The organism is Serratia sp. JSRIV004 (genome assembly GCF_019968705.1).
Taxonomy (GTDB): Bacteria; Pseudomonadota; Gammaproteobacteria; order Enterobacterales; family Enterobacteriaceae; genus Chania; species Chania fonticola_B.
In genome coordinates, this window is record NZ_CP074140.1 from 2,114,585 (window position 1) to 2,131,634 (window position 17,050).

A 17,050-nucleotide genomic window follows, 5' to 3' on the forward strand; every position below is an offset into this window, starting at 1 on the left:
GGGGACGCTTAATTTGGTAAAGGAATGCATGGATATGAACGAGTTACCTATCTCTGCCGCCGTCAAGTCGGCACTTTTCAATTACAGATCCATCCTGCTGTTGACCGGTAGTGCCCTTTGCCTGACCACCCCGGCATTTTCCCTGGCAGCGGCTCAAAGCGATGCCAACCAGGCCGCTGCACCGGTCGAAGCCACTTTTAACAGCAATTTCCTGGTTGGCCAGGCGCAGGGTGTGGATCTTTCACGCTTTCGTGACGGCAACCCGGTATTGGCGGGGAAATATTCTCTGGATGTTTACGTCAATGGGGAATGGAAGGGCAAAAAGAACATCGAATTCAAGAGCGTGCCGGGTAAAGACAGTGCCGATACCTGCTTTAACCTGCTGTCTCTGGAAGAGTTTGGCGTCGATACTGCGGCAATGGGCAGCGATCCGGCGGTGACGACCAGCAGCTGCAAGCCGCTGGGGGAATGGGTGCCGGAAGCGTCTTACCGCCTCAATACTAGCACCTTGCGTATGGATGTCAGCGTTCCGCAGGTTGCGTTACGCCGTACCGCACGGGGTTATGTCGATCCGAAATTCTGGGATCGCGGCATCACCGCTGGTTTTCTGTCCTATAACTTCAACGCCTTTAATTCGCACAGCTCCAATTCCGGTGGCAACTCGGACTCGACCAACGCTTATCTGACGATGAACGCCGGGGTGAACATTGCCGGTTGGCAACTGCGCCATGACTCTAACGTGAACTGGCGTAGTCAGGAAAGCACCCATTGGCAGAACACGGCCACCTATGCGCAGCGTGCCATTCCGGCTGTGCGCGGTATGCTGACCTTGGGGGATGCCTTTACCAGCGGGGATTTCTTTGATTCGATCGGTTTTCGCGGTGCGCAACTGAGTACCGACGATCGCATGTTGCCGGACTCCCTTAACGGCTATGCACCCGTGGTGCGCGGTGTGGCACAAAGCAACGCCTTGGTGGAAGTTCGCCAGAACAACCAGTTGATCTATCAAACCACGGTAGCGCCGGGTGAGTTCGTGATTAACGATCTGTTCCCTACCGGCTACGGCGGCGATCTGGACGTGACGGTCAATGAAGCCGATGGTTCTGTGCGCCAGTTTAGCGTTCCCTATGCTTCGGTGGCGCAGATGTTGCGCCCGGGGATCCAGCGCTATGCGTTAACCGCAGGCCAAGTTCGCGATGATAATTTACATACCTTGCCCGAGATGTTCCAGGCGACTTATCAGCGCGGGTTTACCAATATTCTGACCGGGTATACCGGTGCGACCGTGAGTGACGGTTACAGCGCGGTGCTGCTGGGGAGTGCGGTGGCAACACCGTTGGGGGCTTTTGCCGTCGACGTGACTCAGGCCAACACCCGCCTGAAACAGGGCGATATGTCCGGCCAGAGCTACAAAATCAGCTACAGCAAGCTGATGTCGGAAACCAACACCAACTTCACCATTGCGGCCTACCGCTACTCGACTTCCGGCTATCTGTCACTGCGTGATGCGGTGTATGCCCGTGATAACGAGAGCCGGGGCTTAAGTGCCGATGCGGTTAACCGCCAGCGCAGTGAATATCAGCTCACGCTGAACCAGGGGCTGGGTGCCAATCTGGGATCGCTGTATATCACCGGTTCGGTGCGCGATTACTGGAACCGTGGCGGTACCTCCAAACAGTATCAGGTGGGCTACAACAACTTCATCGGTCGAGTTACCTACGGTTTGTCCGCCATGCGTACCACCGATACTTATAACCACGATGAAACCCGTTACTTCCTGAATTTCTCGATCCCGTTCAACATTGGCTCGCAAAACATCAGCCTGAACAGCGCATTGGCTTATAACGACCAAGGCTACGACAGCAGCCGCATCGGGATTAACGGCTCCACCGGGGAGGATAACAACATCAGTTACAGCGCCACCTTGGCTAACGACCAGAGCGGCGGGACCAATACCAGTGTGAATGGGGAATACCGCAGCCGTTTCGCCACCATGAACGGTTCTTACAGCTATGGCCGCGATTTCCGCCAGTCGTCGATCGGGGCTTCCGGCAGCATTGTGGCCCATAGCGGCGGCGTGACCATGACGCCTCAACGTGGCCAAACCATGGTGTTGGTTGAAGCGCCGGATGCCGCAGGGGCCATCGTCACCAACTCTCCTGGGGTGCGAATCGATGACAACGGCTATGCGGTGGTGCCTTATGTTGCTCCCTACCGTATGACCAACGTCACGTTGGATCCTAACGGCATGTCACGCGATGTTGAGCTGGAAAGCAGTAGCCAGCAAATTGCGCCTTATGCCGGTGCGATTGCCAAGCTGGAGTTCAAGACCATCAAAGGTCAGGCGCTGATTATCCATGCGTTAGGCCCGAACAACACGGCGTTACCTTTTGGTGCCGAAGTATTGGATACCCGTAACCAGGTGGTCGGCATCGTCGGCCAGGGCAGCCGTATCTATCTGCGTACCGAAGCGTTACGGGGGCTGCTATTGGTGAAATGGGGGACTCAGCCGACACAACAGTGTGCCGTGAACTACCAGGCCAAAGCACAAAACAGCACTGATTACGAAATTATCGAGGCGAGCTGCAAATGATCAACCTTATCCATAAATTCACCGCCATGCGCCAGCGCCCTAAACAAGCCATGCTGTTTATGTTACTGATGTTGGCCGGGCAACAGGCTTATGCTCAATGCCGGGTTAACACGACCAGGCCGCAGGACATCATCATGAACGTCGGCAGGGTATTGATTACGCCGGATACCAAGGTGGGCGATATCCTGGCCACTGGCAAATTCGATATCAGTCGGGATAACAATATTTCTTGCAGCGGTAATAGCACGTTGTACGGCCGCATTTTACAAGGTGGGCCGAGTTCGATCAGTGACAAAATCTGGACCACCAACGTACCGGGAGTGGGGCTGCGGCTTTATCGCCAGATCGGCTCGCAGGAAGGTGCCTATTACCCGCACGAGATCTACCGCAACGGCGGGGTGTATCTGGCTGAGGGGTATTTTGTGGTTGAGGTGATCAAAATTGCCCAGAATACCGGTACCGGTTCGTTAGCCCCCGGGCAGTATTCTTCTTACTATGCGGATGGGACGGGGCCTTCCAGACCGATCCTGATCTCTCACGTATTGGCGAATAGTATCACTATCGTCACCTCATCCTGTTCGGTGGACGCCGGTTCCAAAAATAAGGTGATCAACCTGAGTACGGTAGCTACTGCGGCGTTCAAAGGCGTGGGCAGTACTGCCGCAGAGCAGGACTTTTCGATTAACATCAACTGCGTAGGTGGTTCGGGGACGGAACTGTTGCCTGGTGGTACAGGGGAGGGGCTGGTGAACGTACGTTTTGACTATACCCGCGATACCTCGAATGCACCGGGTGTGCTCCAGCCGGTACAGGATAGCAATGCCGCCAGCGGCGTTGGTGTCCAACTGCTGACCGGCAAAAACTCAACGCCAATCACTAGCGGCACGGCGGTATATGCCGGGCATACCATTGCCAACCAGACCAATACCATCACCTTGCCGCTCAAGGCGCGTTACTACCAGACCGCAGCAAAAATGAAGGGCGGCACCATCAAGTCGATTGCCACCTTTACCCTAGAATATAACTGATAAGACGTCAGCCAGTTCGACACGTAGGGGCGGCGTTGTTGCATCCGTTTAACGGGATCTGAAAAGGCCAATGGGTTTAGACACCCGTTGGCCTTTTTGCTTTTAACGCTGGCCGACCCAGTTGGTGCAGCCTTCGTCTACGCATTGGCGTTTGTAGAGTGAATGCAGGCTCGGTGTGCTGTGCCGATAGCTGTGCTCTGAGGAGAGCGCCACTTCATCTTGCTGCGGCGTGCGGCGATAGACCGCCGGCGTTTCACCAAACTGCTTTTTAAAGGCCCGGGAAAATGAAGGCTGGGAATCAAAATGGAACTGCAGGGCAATGTCCAGAATCGGCCGGGGGGTAGCGCGTAATGCCTGTGCGGCCTTCGACAAACGGCGTTCGCGGATATAGCTGCCGAGCGCATGGCCAGTGGTACTGCGGAACATACGTTGCAGATGCCATTTGGAGTAGCCAGATTTTGCAGCCACGTTATCCAGCAGCAGCGGTTGATCCAGGTGGTTTTCGATCCAGTTCAGCAAATCGTGAATGATATTGGCGCGATCCATTGGTTTAATTCTCCTGCAGCGACGACATTCGGGTAACCGTCAAATGGGACTTAATAATCCAAGATTATTCTTTGATAATAGGCGCGCATCGGCAGTTACGCAAGGGTAAACTTGGATAATTGACGTGGCGAAAAATGCTCCGTCAGGGGTAGGGGTTTAGTTAATTGGGCGGGGGAATAGGGAAATAGGTAGGGGCACAGCATGCTGTGCCCGTGTGGATCACTTGATGTTCATGGCGTCGCGCATGGTGAAGAACAGGTCGGTCTGATCGGTCAGCCCCACGATGTTGGCGGCATGCGGGCCATAAGCGGCAATGCGCAACTGGGTACCGGTATGGCCCTGGGAGCCTTCTTCCGAGTTGCCATAGCTGATGGTCATCACCGCGCCGTCTTTGGTGGTTAATGATTGGGTCAGCCCCGGTGCTTTAGCTTTGGCGGCAATAATCTGGCTGGAGTGAGCGTGGTCGGCGGTGACGATCACCAGGGTATTACCGTCGGCGCGGGCGAACTCCAGCGCTTTTTGTACCGCTTCATCCAGATCGACCGTTTCACCAAATTGGCCGCATGGGTTGGCATCATGATCCTGCTTGTCGATGGACGCTCCTTCGACCTGCAGGAAGAAACCGTTCGGGTTGTTCTTCAGCAACTCGATGGCTTTCTCGGTCATCGCTGCCAGCGTTGGCACATTGGCGCTGCGCTCAGGGTTATTCTCGCAGGTCACCGCAGGCTGATCGAGATTACCGTGGTAGGAGGCTTTCGGTCCCTTCCAGCGTACAGGCATATTGCCTGGCGCAAACAGGCCCAGCAGCGGCTTTTGCTGATTGGCTAGGTTAATCGCGTTCAGGCTCTCGGCATCCTCCACCCATTGGTAGCCCAATGCGGCGGCCTGGGCCTTCAGCGTTTTCCCCTGCCATTCACCGCTTTTCGCCAACTGAGCGAAGGATTTTGCTCCGCCGCCCAGCGTGACGTCGGCACGGGTTTTAATCAACTGCTCGGTGATAGAACCATGTCCGCCATTTTCCAGCGCGTTACTGGCGCATTGCTCACTGGTTTCCTCTGGGCCGTAGCACTTGCGGGAGGTTACGTGCGAAACCAGTGCTGCCGGTGTGGCATCTTGCAGCTCCGCCGTAGAGACGTTGCCGGTGGCTTTACCCGCGGCCTTGGCCAGTTCCAAAATCGTCGGTTGATCTTTGCCGTTCACATCTACGCCCAACGCGCCGTTGTAGGTCTTGACGCCGGTAGCCCAGGCGGTGGCCGAGGCGGCAGAGTCGGTGACATAGTCCGGCTGATGGCTTTTCTTATCCAGCGAGTAGTGGGTGTATTGGCCGGTTAGCGGCAAAGCATCGATCCCTTTGAAGTAACCGCCTGCGCCTTCCGCATAGTTGCGTGCGCCGGTGATTTCCGAATCGCCCATGCCGTCGCCGATCAGCAGGATCACGTTTTTAGCGGTTTTATTCGACAGCGATGCTTGCAGTGCGGCGGTTTGATCGCCTGCCAAACGGCGTGCACCGCCGGGTTCGGTAATATCGCCACGAGCCGCGCGGTTGTTGAGTTGATTGTTGTCAGCCAGGGCGGTGGAGCATAACAGAGCGGATAATAGGGCACCGGCGATCAGAGAAACGGACTGTTGCATGGGTAGGGCTCCTTGTCGTAATACAAAAATATTGTTGGCATTATTTTGTTACATCGGAGAGTAGAGCAGGAAAGTGACATTTTTATGACGAGCGAGGTGGGAAAAGGGATAGCCTTTCCTGGCAATCCCAATAGGTTATCAGACTTGGCGGGCAGGAATATTAATGCCGCGTTGTACGGCTGGTCTTGCCAGTCCACGTTCCAGCCATTGGCCAACAAGGGGGAAATTGTCGAACTCCACCACGTCGCGCGCTTCATAAAAACCGATCAGGTTGCGTACCCAGCCGAGTAGGGAAATGTCGGCAATGGTATATTCCGACCCCATAATCCAATCACGCCCTTGCAGCCGCTCTTCCAGCACACCCAGCAGCCGTTTGGACTCTTTCTGGTAGCGCTCAAACGGCCGTTTGTCTTCATATTCGCGCCCGGCGAATTTGTGGAAGAAGCCTAGCTGGCCGAACATTGGCCCCACGGACGCCATCTGGAAAAATACCCACTGGATGGTTTCATAACGTTGGGCGGGGTCTTTGGGTAACAACTTGCCGCATTTCTCTGCCAGATATAGCAGGATTGCCCCGGACTCGAACAGCGCAAACGGCTTACCGTCCGGGCCAGCAGGATCGAGGATCGCCGGGATTTTACCGTTAGGGTTGAGCGACAGGAACTCCGGCGTCCAGGTTTCATTTTTGCCGATGTCGATCAGGTGGGCCTCATAGGGTAGGCCGATCTCTTCGAGCATGATGGAAACTTTCACCCCGTTAGGGGTCGGCAGCGAGTAGAGTTGTAACCGTTCAGGATGCTTGGCGGGCCAACGTTTGGCGATCGGGAACAGGGTAATATCGGACATGATAACTCCTCGGAAGCGACGGGATCGTCAACAGGAAAACTCATTGAGTATGGCAGTAAAGCTAGCGCGCCAGGTATTCAAAGCGCCAGGCCAAAATGTGTGCTCAGTGCTTTTCGACCTGTGGCGGTCAGTTGCAGCTCACGGCTGTCTAGCTGGCGCTGAACCCATCCGCGTTTTTCAAATGCAGCTAACATGGCAGCGCCCAGTGCGCCACCGAGATGGGCCTTGCGTTCGCTCCAGTCCAGACAATCGCAGGCAAAGCGCCGCCGGGTCGGGGCCGGAGAGCAGTCGATACCCAACTGTGTCAAGGCAGCCTGCCCAGACTCACTGAGCTGATAGTCGTTATCCCCGATTAGCCAGGCCCGCGCCAGCAACTGATGATGTAATTGGACCGCGATCTCACCGGCCATGTGGTCATAGCAGGTGCGTGCATAACGTAATGAGGCCGGGGTGCTGCTTTTGACCGTTGGGCGTTCTACGCCGGCCAACGCCATCAGGCTTTCCAGCATGTCGGCCACCGGTTTGCCCGCCAGGCGGTAAAAGCGATTGCGGCCCTGTTTGACGCAGCCGATCAGGTTCTGTTCCTGCAAGCGTGCCAGATGGCTGCTGGCGGTGGAGGCCGCGACGTCCACTGCCGCACTCAGCTCCGTTGCGGTATAGGCGCGCCCATCCATCAACAGGCACAGCATGCGCGCTCGGGTGCGATCGGCGATAGCGGCCGTCAGTGCGGCCAGGCGGTCTTCAAGCGTATTGTCATTCATACTTCGAGAATAACCGAAGTATTGCTGCTCGTCTAACCCGACAATGGCTGCTCTCTATGCTTATCGGAAGGAAATTGCCATGACGGCCTGCCCCTTTTCAGTTGCATCGCGGCAAGCGGTGCGTGAAGCCTTAACCCATCCTCAACTCGGCGTTCGCCCCACGGATGAGCCGGTGCCCGCAGCTTTAATTGGGACGCCCGCTCAATCGATTTTCGCCTCTCTGGTACGTATGAATGATGGTGCCGTGCAGCGTGAATTAAAGGGAGCGATCGAGGTGGCGCTGGCCGCTATCACCGATGATGAGATCCGCCAGACCACGGTTTACGTGGCTCAACGGTTAGCGGCCAGTTTGACAACGGCAGAGCAGCTCACCCGGTTTAACTACGCTTTGCCGATCTGCGTACTGGCTGACTTATTGGGCGTAGCCCATCAGGATCGATCTGTCTTGGTGGATGAGGTGTTGGACTTTGTGCGCTGTATTGCTCCTGGCGGCAGCGCAGAGCAGATGGCTGTGGGGGCGGCGGCTGCCGGGAAGTTGCAGATCCGGATGCAACTGGCTGATGGACCGTTGTTTGAACAACTGTGCCAACACATTGGCGATCGCTCGTTGGCGATCGCCAATGCCATCGGGCTGTTGTTCCAGGCTTGTGAAGGCACCGCCGGATTAATCGGCCAGACGCTGTTGCTGGCAAATCAACCTCATCAGTCAGCAGAAGAGTTGATCCTGGCGGTGTTGCTGCAAACTCCGCCGATCCATACTACCCGCAGGTTTGCGCGACAGGCTACGTTGCTTGATGGTCAAGAGCTGGCGGTGGGGCAGAGCGTATTGGTGCAGTTGAAAACGCCGCAGGAAAGTTTTGCCTTCGGTTATGGTGCTCATCGCTGCCCGGGAGAACGTTGGGCACGGTTGATTGCCTTGGTGGGGATCGGCCATTTATCCAAACACCACCTTAAGCCCGAACTGTTAAGCCATTTTCGTTGGCGCGTTTCGCAAAATGCGCGCGTACCCGAATTTTATACTGCCGAGGAGAACGATGATGATCGCGGTGATTTTTGAACTACGGGCTGCCGCTGGGCAGCGGGAAACCTATCTAGAGTTGGCGGCGGAGCTGAAACCGTTGCTGGCAGAAATTGACGGCTTTATCTCTATCGAACGTTTTCAGAGTCTGAGCGAGCCGGACAAGTTGCTCTCGCTGTCGTTCTGGCGTGACGAGGCGGCGGTACAGCAGTGGCGCAACCTGGAGCAACACCGTCGGGCCCAGGCGCGTGGCAGGCATGAGGTGCTGGAATACTACCGGCTGCGGGTGGCCGAGGTGGTGCGGGATTATGGGTTGGAACCGCGTGAAGAGGCTCCGGCGGATAGCCGCTATTTTCATGGTTGAGTGATCCAGCGCCGGGGTTCCGGTGCTGGATTATATTAACTTAATAATTTAACAGCATAATTATTAGAATGGCTTGGTTGGCAGGTACTTACCATCCAGCGTGATCACCGCACGTTCACCGCCATCGGGGTCCTGGACCTTTTTGATATCCAGCTTGAAGTTGATCGCGCTGATCACCCCGTCACCAAATTGTTCATGCACCAGCGCCCGCAGGGTTGAGCCGTAGATCTGCACCATCTCGTAGAAACGGTAGATGGTCGGGTCTGTCGGCACACCGCCGGGGATACTGCCGCGCACCGGGATGGTTTGCAGCAGGCGCACCGCATCTTCATCCAAATCCAGCTTTGTCGCTACTGCACGGGCGGCCTGTTCCGGTAACGGATGCTGGCCAAGCAGCGCGGCGGTAACAAACGCCAGGCTCAAGCCGGTGCCTTGGTTAATCGCCTCGAAGGTCAGGCCCTTACGGACTTTAGCGTCCATGATGACGTCGGTCAGGCTTTGGCGTGCTGAAACGCTATGTAGTGATTGTGTCATGTTAACTCCTAGAGGTTTGGGTAGATTAGAAACGTTGCATAGCTGGGCTGGCGGTGACGCTTGGGTTGCTAGCCAGCGGCACGAAACGGCGGGTATTGCCATCTAATGCGTCAATACAGCCGGTAGCGATATCGTAGATCCAGCCATGCAGCCGCAGATTGCCTCGATCGAGCGCTAGCGCGACCGAAGGGTGAGTTTTCAGGTTGGTGAGCTGGGCGATGACGTTTTCTCGCACCATCGAATTAATACGATCGTGCTCGCTGGCGTGTTCATTGGCCTGATTGACCGCCTTGGCGGCATCGGCATAACGCAGCCAGTTGGCTACGGTGGGCATGTGATCCAGGCATTTGCAGGTGGCGATGGCGGTCATGGCGCCGCAATCGGAGTGGCCGCAAATCACGATATCCTCTACGCCCAGCGCGGCAACGGCATATTCCACCGAGGCCGAAACACCACCGGGCTCAGGCCCGAAAGAAGGCACGATATTGCCTGCGTTGCGGATGACGAACAGGTCGCCCGGTTCACGTTGGGTGATCAGCTCCGGCACCAATCGGCTGTCGGAACATGAGATAAACAGGGTGCGTGGGTTCTGGCTGGTGGCCAGGCGTTTGAACAGCTCTGTGCGCTCGACAAAAGCCTCGCGCTGGAACTTCAGAAAACCGTCAATAACCTCTTGCATGGTGACTCCATCAATGTGTGGCTTGCTTTCAATAGAGGCAAGAATGGACTTTTCTAGCTATAGGTTCCAAGACTCATTTATAATCACCTCGATAGGGATAACTAATAGTTGAGGCGTTATGTTACTGCGGCACATACGTTACTTTCTGGCGGTTGCGGAGCAGGGGAACTTCACCCGGGCTGCGGAGGTGCTGCATGTTTCTCAGCCCACCTTGTCACAGCAGATCAAACAGTTGGAAGAGACGCTGCAGGTAGAGCTGTTCGACCGTTCCGGGCGCAGGGTACAACTCACCGATGCGGGGCAGGCGTGGATGCGCTATGCCCGGCTGGCGTTACAGGATCTGGATGCCGGCAAGCGGGCCATTCAGGATGTCGCGACGTTGGAACGCGGCAACCTGCGTTTGGCGATGACGCCGACCTTTACCTCCTACCTGATTGGCCCATTGGTCGACGGTTTTTTCCGGCGCTACCCAGGGATTACCCTTAATATCCGTGAGATGACGCAGGATAAGATAGAGGCGTTATTGTGCGATGACCAATTGGATCTGGGGATTGCCTTCGAGCCGGTTCACTCTGCGGATATAGCCGCGACCAGGCTGTTCACGGAGCGGCTGCAACTGATGGTGGGGAAGGGGCATCAGCTTGCCAAGCGCCGCGCTGCCTTGAGCGTTGCGGAGGTGCAGCAGGTGCCGTTGGTGCTACTCAACGGTGACTTCGCCACGCGTCATTATGTAGATGAATATTTCCAGCAGCACGCGATTTATCCTCAGGTTGCCATGGAGGCGAATGCGATTAGCGCCATCGTCGAGATTGTGCGCCACGGCCAGCTCGCGACCATTCTGCCGCAGGCCATCGCACGGAGTAATCCGCTGCTGCTGCCTATCAAGCTGTCGGTTCCCATGCCCGAACGCCATGCCGTAGTGTTGCAACGCAAAGAGGGCTACCGCAGCGCAGCTTCACGAGCATTTATTGCGATGTTGCAAGATCAGGTCAAGGAAATGGGGTAAAAATGACTGGTTTGGTTATCCGTTAATTCGTTCTGCAGGAGATATTTAGCTGGCGAATATCTCCACACCCCGAGCGCCGAGCAAATCTTCACCAAAACTTCCCACGATCTCTGTGTTGCGTTATGGCATAATGCGCGCCAAATCACATTCCCAATCAAATTAAGAGCGAGCGCTGTGTTAAGCACTAACAACATCACTATGCAGTTCGGCAGTAAGCCGTTGTTTGAAAACATCTCTGTCAAATTTGGCGGCGGTAACCGCTATGGTCTGATCGGAGCCAACGGCTGCGGTAAATCGACGTTCATGAAAATCCTCGGTGGCGATCTGGCGCCGAGCGGCGGTAACGTGTTCCTGGATCCGAATGAGCGCCTGGGTAAACTGCGCCAGGATCAGTTCGCTTTTGAACAGTTCAGCGTGCTGGACACCGTGATCATGGGCCACACCGAACTGTGGGCGGTGAAGGAAGAGCGCGACCGCATCTACGCCATGGCGGAGATGAGCGAAGAAGACGGCTATAAAGTGGCCGATCTGGAAGTGGCCTATGGCGAGATGGACGGCTACACCGCAGAAGCACGTGCCGGTGAGCTGCTGCTCGGCGTAGGTATTCCGGTAGAACAGCATTATGGCCCGATGAGCGAGATCGCTCCCGGCTTCAAACTGCGTGTCCTGTTGGCTCAGGCCCTGTTCTCCGATCCGGAAATCCTGCTGCTCGACGAACCAACGAACAACCTGGACATCGATACCATTCGCTGGCTGGAGCAGGTGCTGAACGAACGTAACAGCACCATGATCATCATTTCGCACGACCGTCACTTCCTGAACATGGTTTGTACTCACATGGCGGATCTGGACTACGGCGAACTGCGTGTCTACCCAGGTAACTACGACGAATACATGACGGCGGCTACCCAGGCTCGTGAGCGCCTGATGTCTGACAACGCCAAGAAGAAGGCGCAGATTAACGAGTTGCAGTCCTTCGTTAGCCGCTTTAGTGCCAACGCCTCCAAATCCAAGCAGGCTACCTCTCGTGCCCGCCAGATTGACAAGATCCAACTGGAAGAGGTGAAAGCCTCTAGCCGTCAGAACCCGTTCATCCGTTTTGAACAGGACAAGAAGCTGTTCCGTAACGCGCTGGAAGTGGAAGCGCTGGCCAAAGGCTTCGACAACGGCCCGCTGTTCAGCAAACTCAACCTGATGGTTGAAGTGGGCGAGAAGGTGGCGATCCTGGGTGCCAACGGTATCGGTAAATCTACCCTGCTGAAAACGCTGGTGGGTGACCTGCAGCCGGATCACGGCACGGTGAAATGGTCCGAAAACGCCAAGATCGGTTACTACGCACAGGATCACGAATACGAGTTCGATGAAACCCTGAGCGTGTTCGACTGGATGAGCCAGTGGAAGCAGGAAAAGGACGATGAGCAGGCGGTACGTAGCATTCTTGGCCGCCTGTTGTTCAGCCAGGACGATATTAAGAAGCGCGTAAAAGTGCTGTCCGGTGGTGAGAAGGGCCGTATGCTGTTCGGCAAGATCATGATGCAGCGCCCGAACATCCTGATTATGGATGAACCAACCAACCACATGGATATGGAATCCATCGAGTCACTGAACATGGCGTTGGAAATGTATGAAGGTACCTTGATCTTCGTTTCCCATGACCGTGAGTTTGTTAGCTCGCTGGCCACACGCGTTCTGGAAATGACCCCGAACAAGGTGATCGACTTTACCGGCAACTACGAAGACTATCTGCGTAGCCAGGGTATCAACTAATACCTTCGAGCTTTACCGCACGCCCCTCACCCCAACCCTCTCCCACAGGGAGAGGGAGCTGCCCGGAGTAGGTAATTAGCCCGTGCAGCTTCGGAAAGTAGGGAGTAAAAACAAGAAAGGCAAGGTTTTACCCAGGGCAATCAACGAACTCGATCTGTTCCCCCAACCCTCCCACAGGGAGAGGGAGCAGTCCAGGGCGATTAATTAGCTTGGACTGCTTCGGAACGTGATGAGTAAGAGAACGAAAGGTATTACGCAGAAGAATCAACGAGCTCGATCTGTCCCCTCTCCCTGTGGGAGAGGGTTAGGGTGAGGGGCCGCATCTTTACCACACACCTCACACCGTGGATCCTTAGGCAGCTTCATCTCGCGAAACTGCATGCTCATCGCATCAAACATCAACAACTTACCCACCAAAGGCTGGCCATAGTTTGCCAACAGCTTGATGGCTTCCATCGCCTGTAACGTGCCGATGGTGCCCACTAAAGGCGCCATCACACCCGCCTCAACGCAGGTCAGCGCATTTTCGCCAAACAGCCTGCTCAGGCAGCGATAACAAGGTTGTTCCGGCTGATAGGTAAAGACGCTGAGCTGGCCTTCCATGCGGATGGCTGCCCCTGAGACCAGCGGTTTACGCTGTGCATGGCACAGGCGGTTGAGCAGATCGCGGGTCGCCACGTTATCGGTACAGTCCAGCACCACGTCGCAAGCGGCAATCTGCGCCGCCATTTGCTCGTCATCCAGGTGAGTGTCCAGGGTGTCAATACGGATATGAGGATTGATGGAGCCCAGCTCAATGCGGGCAGATTCGACCTTCGCCATACCAATGCGATCATCCCGGTGCAAGATCTGGCGCTGGAGATTGGAGAGGGAAACCGTGTCGAAATCAACCAGCGTCAGATGGCCGACGCCAGCGGCAGCCAAATAAGGCGCCGCCGCACAGCCCAGTCCGCCAAGTCCAACGATCAGCACGTGCGCCGCCTGCAGCTTTTCCTGACCCTCGAAGTCGAAACCCCGCAGTACGATCTGGCGGTTGTAGCGCAGCGCTTGTGCATCGGTTAATTCCGGCAGCATGTTCAGTTCCTTAGCAACGCATTGAAAGGTTCGATCTCCACTGTCTCACCAGCGGCCACCGAGCCGCGTTCGCGTTCCAGCACGATAAAGCAGTTACCCTGGCTGAATGAGCTGAAAACGTGGGAGCCCTGATGGCCGGTGGTGCTCACTTCCAGCTCGCCTTGGGCATTGCTGGTGAAGGTGCCGCGCTGGAAATCGAGGCGGCCCGGCGACTTTTTCAGTGGCGTCAGGGCGCGAGCTTTCAGGCGGGGTGGCAGTTGCCATTCGGTGTGACCGGCCAGTTTGGCCAGCAGCGGTTGCACCAGCTGATAGAAGGTCAAAGCCGCAGAGACCGGGTTGCCAGGCAGGCCACAGAACCAGGCGTTCTGGAGTTTGCCAAAAGCAAAAGGCTTGCCCGGTTTGATGGCCAGCTTCCAGAAGCTGACTTTACCCAGTTCATCCAGCATTTGCTTGGTGTAATCGGCTTCACCGACGGAAACGCCGCCGCTGCTGATCACCACGTCGGCCTCGCTATCCGCCTGGATAAAGGCCGCGCGTAATGCTTCCTGATTATCACGAATAATCCCCAGGTCGATCACCGTACAGCCCAGCTGTTCAAGCATCAGGCGTACGGCAAAGCGATTGGTGTCGTAGATCTGTCCGGCTTGCAGCGGCTGGCCGACCGGCTGCAATTCATCACCGGTAGAGAATACCGCCACCTTCAATTTTCGCATCACCTGCACATCGGCTACGCCCAATGAGGCCAGTAACGGCAACTGTGCGGCCCCCAGCGTGATCCCGGCGGGCAGCACGCTCGCCCCGCGCAGGATATCTTCACCCGCCAAACGGATATTTTGCCCGGCGGTTACCGGGGCGTTGAAACGCACTCCAGCCTCGGTGACTTCAGCCTGTTCTTGCATGATCACCGCATCCGCACCGGCGGGAATTGGCGCTCCGGTCATGATGCGTACGCAGGTGTTGGCAGGCCAGGCATCCGTAAACGGAGCCCCGGCAAAGGCTTTACCCGCCACCGCTAACGAAGAGTTGCCGTTCAGGTCACTTAGACGTACCGCGTAGCCGTCCATCGCCGAGTTGGCGAAGGGGGGGACATCGATAGGGGAGACCACCGGAGTGGCGGTAATGCGCCCGGCTGCGCTGGTCAAGGCGATAGATTCGCTCTGTTGCAGTGGCGCGATCTGGGAGAGCATTTTCTCCAGTGCCTGCTCAAGAGAAATGAGGTCAGAAGTATGACAGTGATCCATAAACAAAACTCCGTAATCGGCGTGCGCGAATTTTTCGGCAAAGTGGGGCTATTATGGCAGATAACGCCGTGGTGGAGAAACCAGGTTAACGCATTGAAATCAATAACAGGAGACAGCCATGCATCAGCACGTACTGGATTTTTGGTTCGAAGAGATCGACCCAGCCATGTGGTTTAAGAAGGACGATGAGTTCGACCGTTTGCTGCACACCCGCTTTGGCCAGCTGTGGCAGGCGGCGTCCCAGGGGGAACTGGCACATTGGCGTGCAACCATCAAAGGCAGACTGGCGGAAATCATCGTGCTTGATCAGTTCAGCCGTAATCTGTTCCGCAACACACCACGCTCCTTTGCTTGTGACGGAATGGCGCTGGTGCTGGCTCAGGAAGCGATCGCCACTGGGCTATGTGAAAACCTGACGGTTGAGCAGCGCGGCTTCCTCTATCTGCCGTTTATGCATTCCGAATCCGCCTTGATCCACCAGCAGGCGTTGGAGCTGTTTCGCCAATTAAATAATGGTGACCAGTTGGAGTTTGAATTACGTCATAAAGCCATAATCGATCGTTTTGGACGTTATCCCCATCGTAACGAGATATTAGGCCGAGAATCTACGTTTGAGGAGCAGGAATTTCTGCAACAACCGGGTTCGGGTTTCTGAATATTTTTCATTGGCGTGTAAGTGGGGAATAGCGGAAAGGGGCATGGGATAACGCTTATTAAACATGAGCCGAGCCGGTCTATTTCCTGCTGCTGCCAATAGGCTGGTTAAATCTGTCAGCGATAAATAAAAAACCAGATAACCCACTGTTTTTATAACGTTTAGCTCTTTCTATGCACAAAACAGTCTAAGCAGGCTACGCTTAATGCTTGGCGACCAGTTTGTGCTTTACATCGATTGCCGGGCTAAATATAGTCGAAAAACACGAAATAATAATTCTCTCTCCATTTTCATGCGGTACCTGCTTGAATTGCCGCGGATAGAAACAGGTGTCAGGTCAATGAGCAAACCAGTGATTGCCATTCATGGTGGTGCGGGCGCAATTACCCGTGCGGCATTGAGTGCAGAGAAAGAACAAGATTATATCCGGGCGCTTTCCGACATTGTGGCTGCCGGGCAGGCTATTTTGGCCGCAGGCGGCAGCGCACTGGACGCGGTTACGGAGGCAGTCAGGCTGCTGGAGGAGTGCCCGCTGTTCAACGCAGGCAAGGGCGCGGTATTTACCCACCAGGGTACCCATGAGCTGGATGCCTGCGTGATGGATGGCCATACCTGTGACGCAGGGGCGGTCGCCGGGGTCAGCCGGATACGCAACCCGGTACTGGCCGCGCGTGCGGTGCTGGAAAACAGCACTCATGTGCTGTTTGGCGGCGAAGGGGCGGAAAGATTTGCAGCCAATCATGGCCTGGAAATGGTCGAGCCCAATTTCTTCTTTACCCAGGAACGTTTTGACCAACTGCACCGTGCTCAGGCAGAGCAGGGCCGGGTGTTGCTCGATCACGACGGCGCGGCGGCGCTCAGCGGCGACCCACTGGATCCCGATCGCAAATTTGGCACCGTGGGAGCGGTAGCGCTGGATGCTCTGGGCAACCTGGCTGCGGCCACTTCAACCGGCGGGATGACCAATAAGGCGGCAGGGCGCATTGGCGATACGCCGATTATTGGCGCTGGTTGCTATGCCAACAACGCCACGGTAGCGGTCTCCAGCACCGGTACTGGCGAAATCTTTATGCGCACCGTCGCGGCCTACGACGTTTCTGCACTGATTGAATATGCCGGTCTAACCCTGCAACAGGCCTGCGATAAAGTGGTGATGGAAAAGCTGTTGGCGCTGGGTGGCAGCGGCGGGCTGATCGCCATCGATCGTTTTGGCAACGTCGCACTGCCGTTTAACAGTGAAGGAATGTATCGCGGTTTCGGCTACGTCGGCGATGCCCCTTCCGTAGGTATCTACCGCTGAACGCTT

Annotated in this window: 16 protein-coding genes; 8 read left to right on the forward strand and 8 right to left on the reverse strand. The window is 55.9% G+C overall.

The genetic code is table 11. From position 1 onward, the window contains the following. Positions 1 to 34 precede the first annotated feature (34 nt). On the forward strand, positions 35 to 2,593 hold the full coding sequence (locus tag KGP21_RS10180; protein WP_223501173.1) for a fimbria/pilus outer membrane usher protein: 2,559 nt from the start codon (positions 35 to 37) through the stop codon (positions 2,591 to 2,593). Next, the gene (locus KGP21_RS10185) at positions 2,590 to 3,621 is read left to right on the forward strand and encodes a fimbrial protein (RefSeq protein ID WP_059200288.1); all 1,032 of its coding nucleotides are present in this window, start codon (positions 2,590 to 2,592) and stop codon (positions 3,619 to 3,621) included. The genes KGP21_RS10180 and KGP21_RS10185 overlap by 4 nt, the downstream gene beginning before the upstream one ends. Before the next feature lie 102 nt (positions 3,622 to 3,723). On the opposite strand, the gene KGP21_RS10190 is transcribed toward KGP21_RS10185, so the two are convergent. The 4 genes from KGP21_RS10190 to KGP21_RS10205 all read right to left on the reverse strand — a co-directional run bounded on the left by KGP21_RS10190 (position 3,724) and on the right by KGP21_RS10205 (position 7,406). Further along, a complete protein-coding gene (locus KGP21_RS10190; RefSeq protein ID WP_021180553.1) occupies positions 3,724 to 4,167 on the reverse strand; it encodes a helix-turn-helix domain-containing protein in 444 nt (147 codons plus the stop codon). Positions 4,168 to 4,386: 219 nt separating this feature from the next. After that, positions 4,387 to 5,799, reverse strand: a complete 1,413-nt coding sequence (gene phoA / locus KGP21_RS10195; RefSeq protein ID WP_223501175.1) for an alkaline phosphatase — start codon at positions 5,797 to 5,799, stop codon at positions 4,387 to 4,389. A gap of 138 nt (positions 5,800 to 5,937) precedes the next feature. Next, complete coding sequence (locus KGP21_RS10200; protein WP_021805092.1) at positions 5,938 to 6,645, reverse strand: glutathione S-transferase N-terminal domain-containing protein; 708 nt, start codon at positions 6,643 to 6,645, stop codon at positions 5,938 to 5,940. A gap of 77 nt (positions 6,646 to 6,722) precedes the next feature. Beyond that, a complete protein-coding gene (locus KGP21_RS10205) occupies positions 6,723 to 7,406 on the reverse strand; it encodes a helix-turn-helix transcriptional regulator (protein ID WP_021805091.1) in 684 nt (227 codons plus the stop codon). Between the two features lie 79 nt (positions 7,407 to 7,485). Here KGP21_RS10205 and KGP21_RS10210 point away from each other — a divergent pair, with 79 nt between their 5' ends. Both KGP21_RS10210 and KGP21_RS10215 read left to right on the forward strand, forming a co-directional pair. Next, positions 7,486 to 8,463, forward strand: a complete 978-nt coding sequence (locus KGP21_RS10210) for a cytochrome P450 (RefSeq protein WP_209527876.1) — start codon at positions 7,486 to 7,488, stop codon at positions 8,461 to 8,463. Further along, a complete protein-coding gene (locus KGP21_RS10215; RefSeq protein ID WP_223501510.1) occupies positions 8,444 to 8,788 on the forward strand; it encodes an antibiotic biosynthesis monooxygenase in 345 nt (114 codons plus the stop codon). Before KGP21_RS10210 ends, KGP21_RS10215 begins: the two co-directional genes overlap by 20 nt. 63 nt (positions 8,789 to 8,851) lie before the next feature. Here KGP21_RS10215 and cynS read toward each other — a convergent pair whose 3' ends face one another. After that, a complete protein-coding gene (cynS, locus tag KGP21_RS10220; protein WP_223501176.1) occupies positions 8,852 to 9,322 on the reverse strand; it encodes a cyanase in 471 nt (156 codons plus the stop codon). 25 nt (positions 9,323 to 9,347) lie between these two features. Further along, positions 9,348 to 10,001 (reverse strand): carbonic anhydrase, encoded by a 654-nt coding sequence (locus tag KGP21_RS10225; protein WP_021180560.1) that lies wholly within the window; start codon positions 9,999 to 10,001, stop codon positions 9,348 to 9,350. A gap of 118 nt (positions 10,002 to 10,119) precedes the next feature. On the opposite strand from KGP21_RS10225, the gene cynR reads away from it, so the two are divergent. Together cynR and KGP21_RS10235 are read left to right on the forward strand one after the other, a co-directional pair. Continuing rightward, positions 10,120 to 11,007 (forward strand): transcriptional regulator CynR, encoded by an 888-nt coding sequence (gene cynR, locus KGP21_RS10230; protein ID WP_223501177.1) that lies wholly within the window; start codon positions 10,120 to 10,122, stop codon positions 11,005 to 11,007. Positions 11,008 to 11,181: 174 nt separating this feature from the next. Further along, complete coding sequence (locus tag KGP21_RS10235) at positions 11,182 to 12,774, forward strand: ABC-F family ATPase (protein WP_021180561.1); 1,593 nt, start codon at positions 11,182 to 11,184, stop codon at positions 12,772 to 12,774. 264 nt (positions 12,775 to 13,038) lie between these two features. Here KGP21_RS10235 and moeB read toward each other — a convergent pair whose 3' ends face one another. Together moeB and moeA are read right to left on the reverse strand one after the other, a co-directional pair. After that, positions 13,039 to 13,848, reverse strand: a complete 810-nt coding sequence (moeB, locus tag KGP21_RS10240) for a molybdopterin-synthase adenylyltransferase MoeB (protein WP_115159241.1) — start codon at positions 13,846 to 13,848, stop codon at positions 13,039 to 13,041. A 2-nt stretch (positions 13,849 to 13,850) separates the two neighbouring features. Continuing rightward, positions 13,851 to 15,089 (reverse strand): molybdopterin molybdotransferase MoeA, encoded by a 1,239-nt coding sequence (moeA, locus tag KGP21_RS10245; protein ID WP_209527861.1) that lies wholly within the window; start codon positions 15,087 to 15,089, stop codon positions 13,851 to 13,853. A 118-nt stretch (positions 15,090 to 15,207) separates the two neighbouring features. On the opposite strand from moeA, the gene KGP21_RS10250 reads away from it, so the two are divergent. Together KGP21_RS10250 and KGP21_RS10255 are read left to right on the forward strand one after the other, a co-directional pair. Further along, positions 15,208 to 15,744 (forward strand): DUF924 family protein, encoded by a 537-nt coding sequence (locus KGP21_RS10250; protein ID WP_223501178.1) that lies wholly within the window; start codon positions 15,208 to 15,210, stop codon positions 15,742 to 15,744. A 340-nt stretch (positions 15,745 to 16,084) separates the two neighbouring features. Then, a complete protein-coding gene (locus KGP21_RS10255) occupies positions 16,085 to 17,044 on the forward strand; it encodes an isoaspartyl peptidase/L-asparaginase family protein (RefSeq protein WP_059200298.1) in 960 nt (319 codons plus the stop codon). Positions 17,045 to 17,050 lie beyond the last annotated feature (6 nt).

Coding starts and splice junctions, on each gene's coding strand:
- KGP21_RS10180 (WP_223501173.1), top strand. CDS start 35: ATGAACGAGTTACCTATCTCTGCCGCCGTCAAGTCGGCACTTTTCAAT.
- KGP21_RS10185 (WP_059200288.1), top strand. CDS start 2,590: ATGATCAACCTTATCCATAAATTCACCGCCATGCGCCAGCGCCCTAAA.
- KGP21_RS10190 (WP_021180553.1), bottom strand. CDS start 4,167: ATGGATCGCGCCAATATCATTCACGATTTGCTGAACTGGATCGAAAAC.
- phoA (WP_223501175.1), bottom strand. CDS start 5,799: ATGCAACAGTCCGTTTCTCTGATCGCCGGTGCCCTATTATCCGCTCTG.
- KGP21_RS10200 (WP_021805092.1), bottom strand. CDS start 6,645: ATGTCCGATATTACCCTGTTCCCGATCGCCAAACGTTGGCCCGCCAAG.
- KGP21_RS10205 (WP_021805091.1), bottom strand. CDS start 7,406: ATGAATGACAATACGCTTGAAGACCGCCTGGCCGCACTGACGGCCGCT.
- KGP21_RS10210 (WP_209527876.1), top strand. CDS start 7,486: ATGACGGCCTGCCCCTTTTCAGTTGCATCGCGGCAAGCGGTGCGTGAA.
- KGP21_RS10215 (WP_223501510.1), top strand. CDS start 8,444: ATGATCGCGGTGATTTTTGAACTACGGGCTGCCGCTGGGCAGCGGGAA.
- cynS (WP_223501176.1), bottom strand. CDS start 9,322: ATGACACAATCACTACATAGCGTTTCAGCACGCCAAAGCCTGACCGAC.
- KGP21_RS10225 (WP_021180560.1), bottom strand. CDS start 10,001: ATGCAAGAGGTTATTGACGGTTTTCTGAAGTTCCAGCGCGAGGCTTTT.
- cynR (WP_223501177.1), top strand. CDS start 10,120: ATGTTACTGCGGCACATACGTTACTTTCTGGCGGTTGCGGAGCAGGGG.
- moeB (WP_115159241.1), bottom strand. CDS start 13,848: ATGCTGCCGGAATTAACCGATGCACAAGCGCTGCGCTACAACCGCCAG.
- moeA (WP_209527861.1), bottom strand. CDS start 15,089: ATGGATCACTGTCATACTTCTGACCTCATTTCTCTTGAGCAGGCACTG.
- KGP21_RS10250 (WP_223501178.1), top strand. CDS start 15,208: ATGCATCAGCACGTACTGGATTTTTGGTTCGAAGAGATCGACCCAGCC.
- KGP21_RS10255 (WP_059200298.1), top strand. CDS start 16,085: ATGAGCAAACCAGTGATTGCCATTCATGGTGGTGCGGGCGCAATTACC.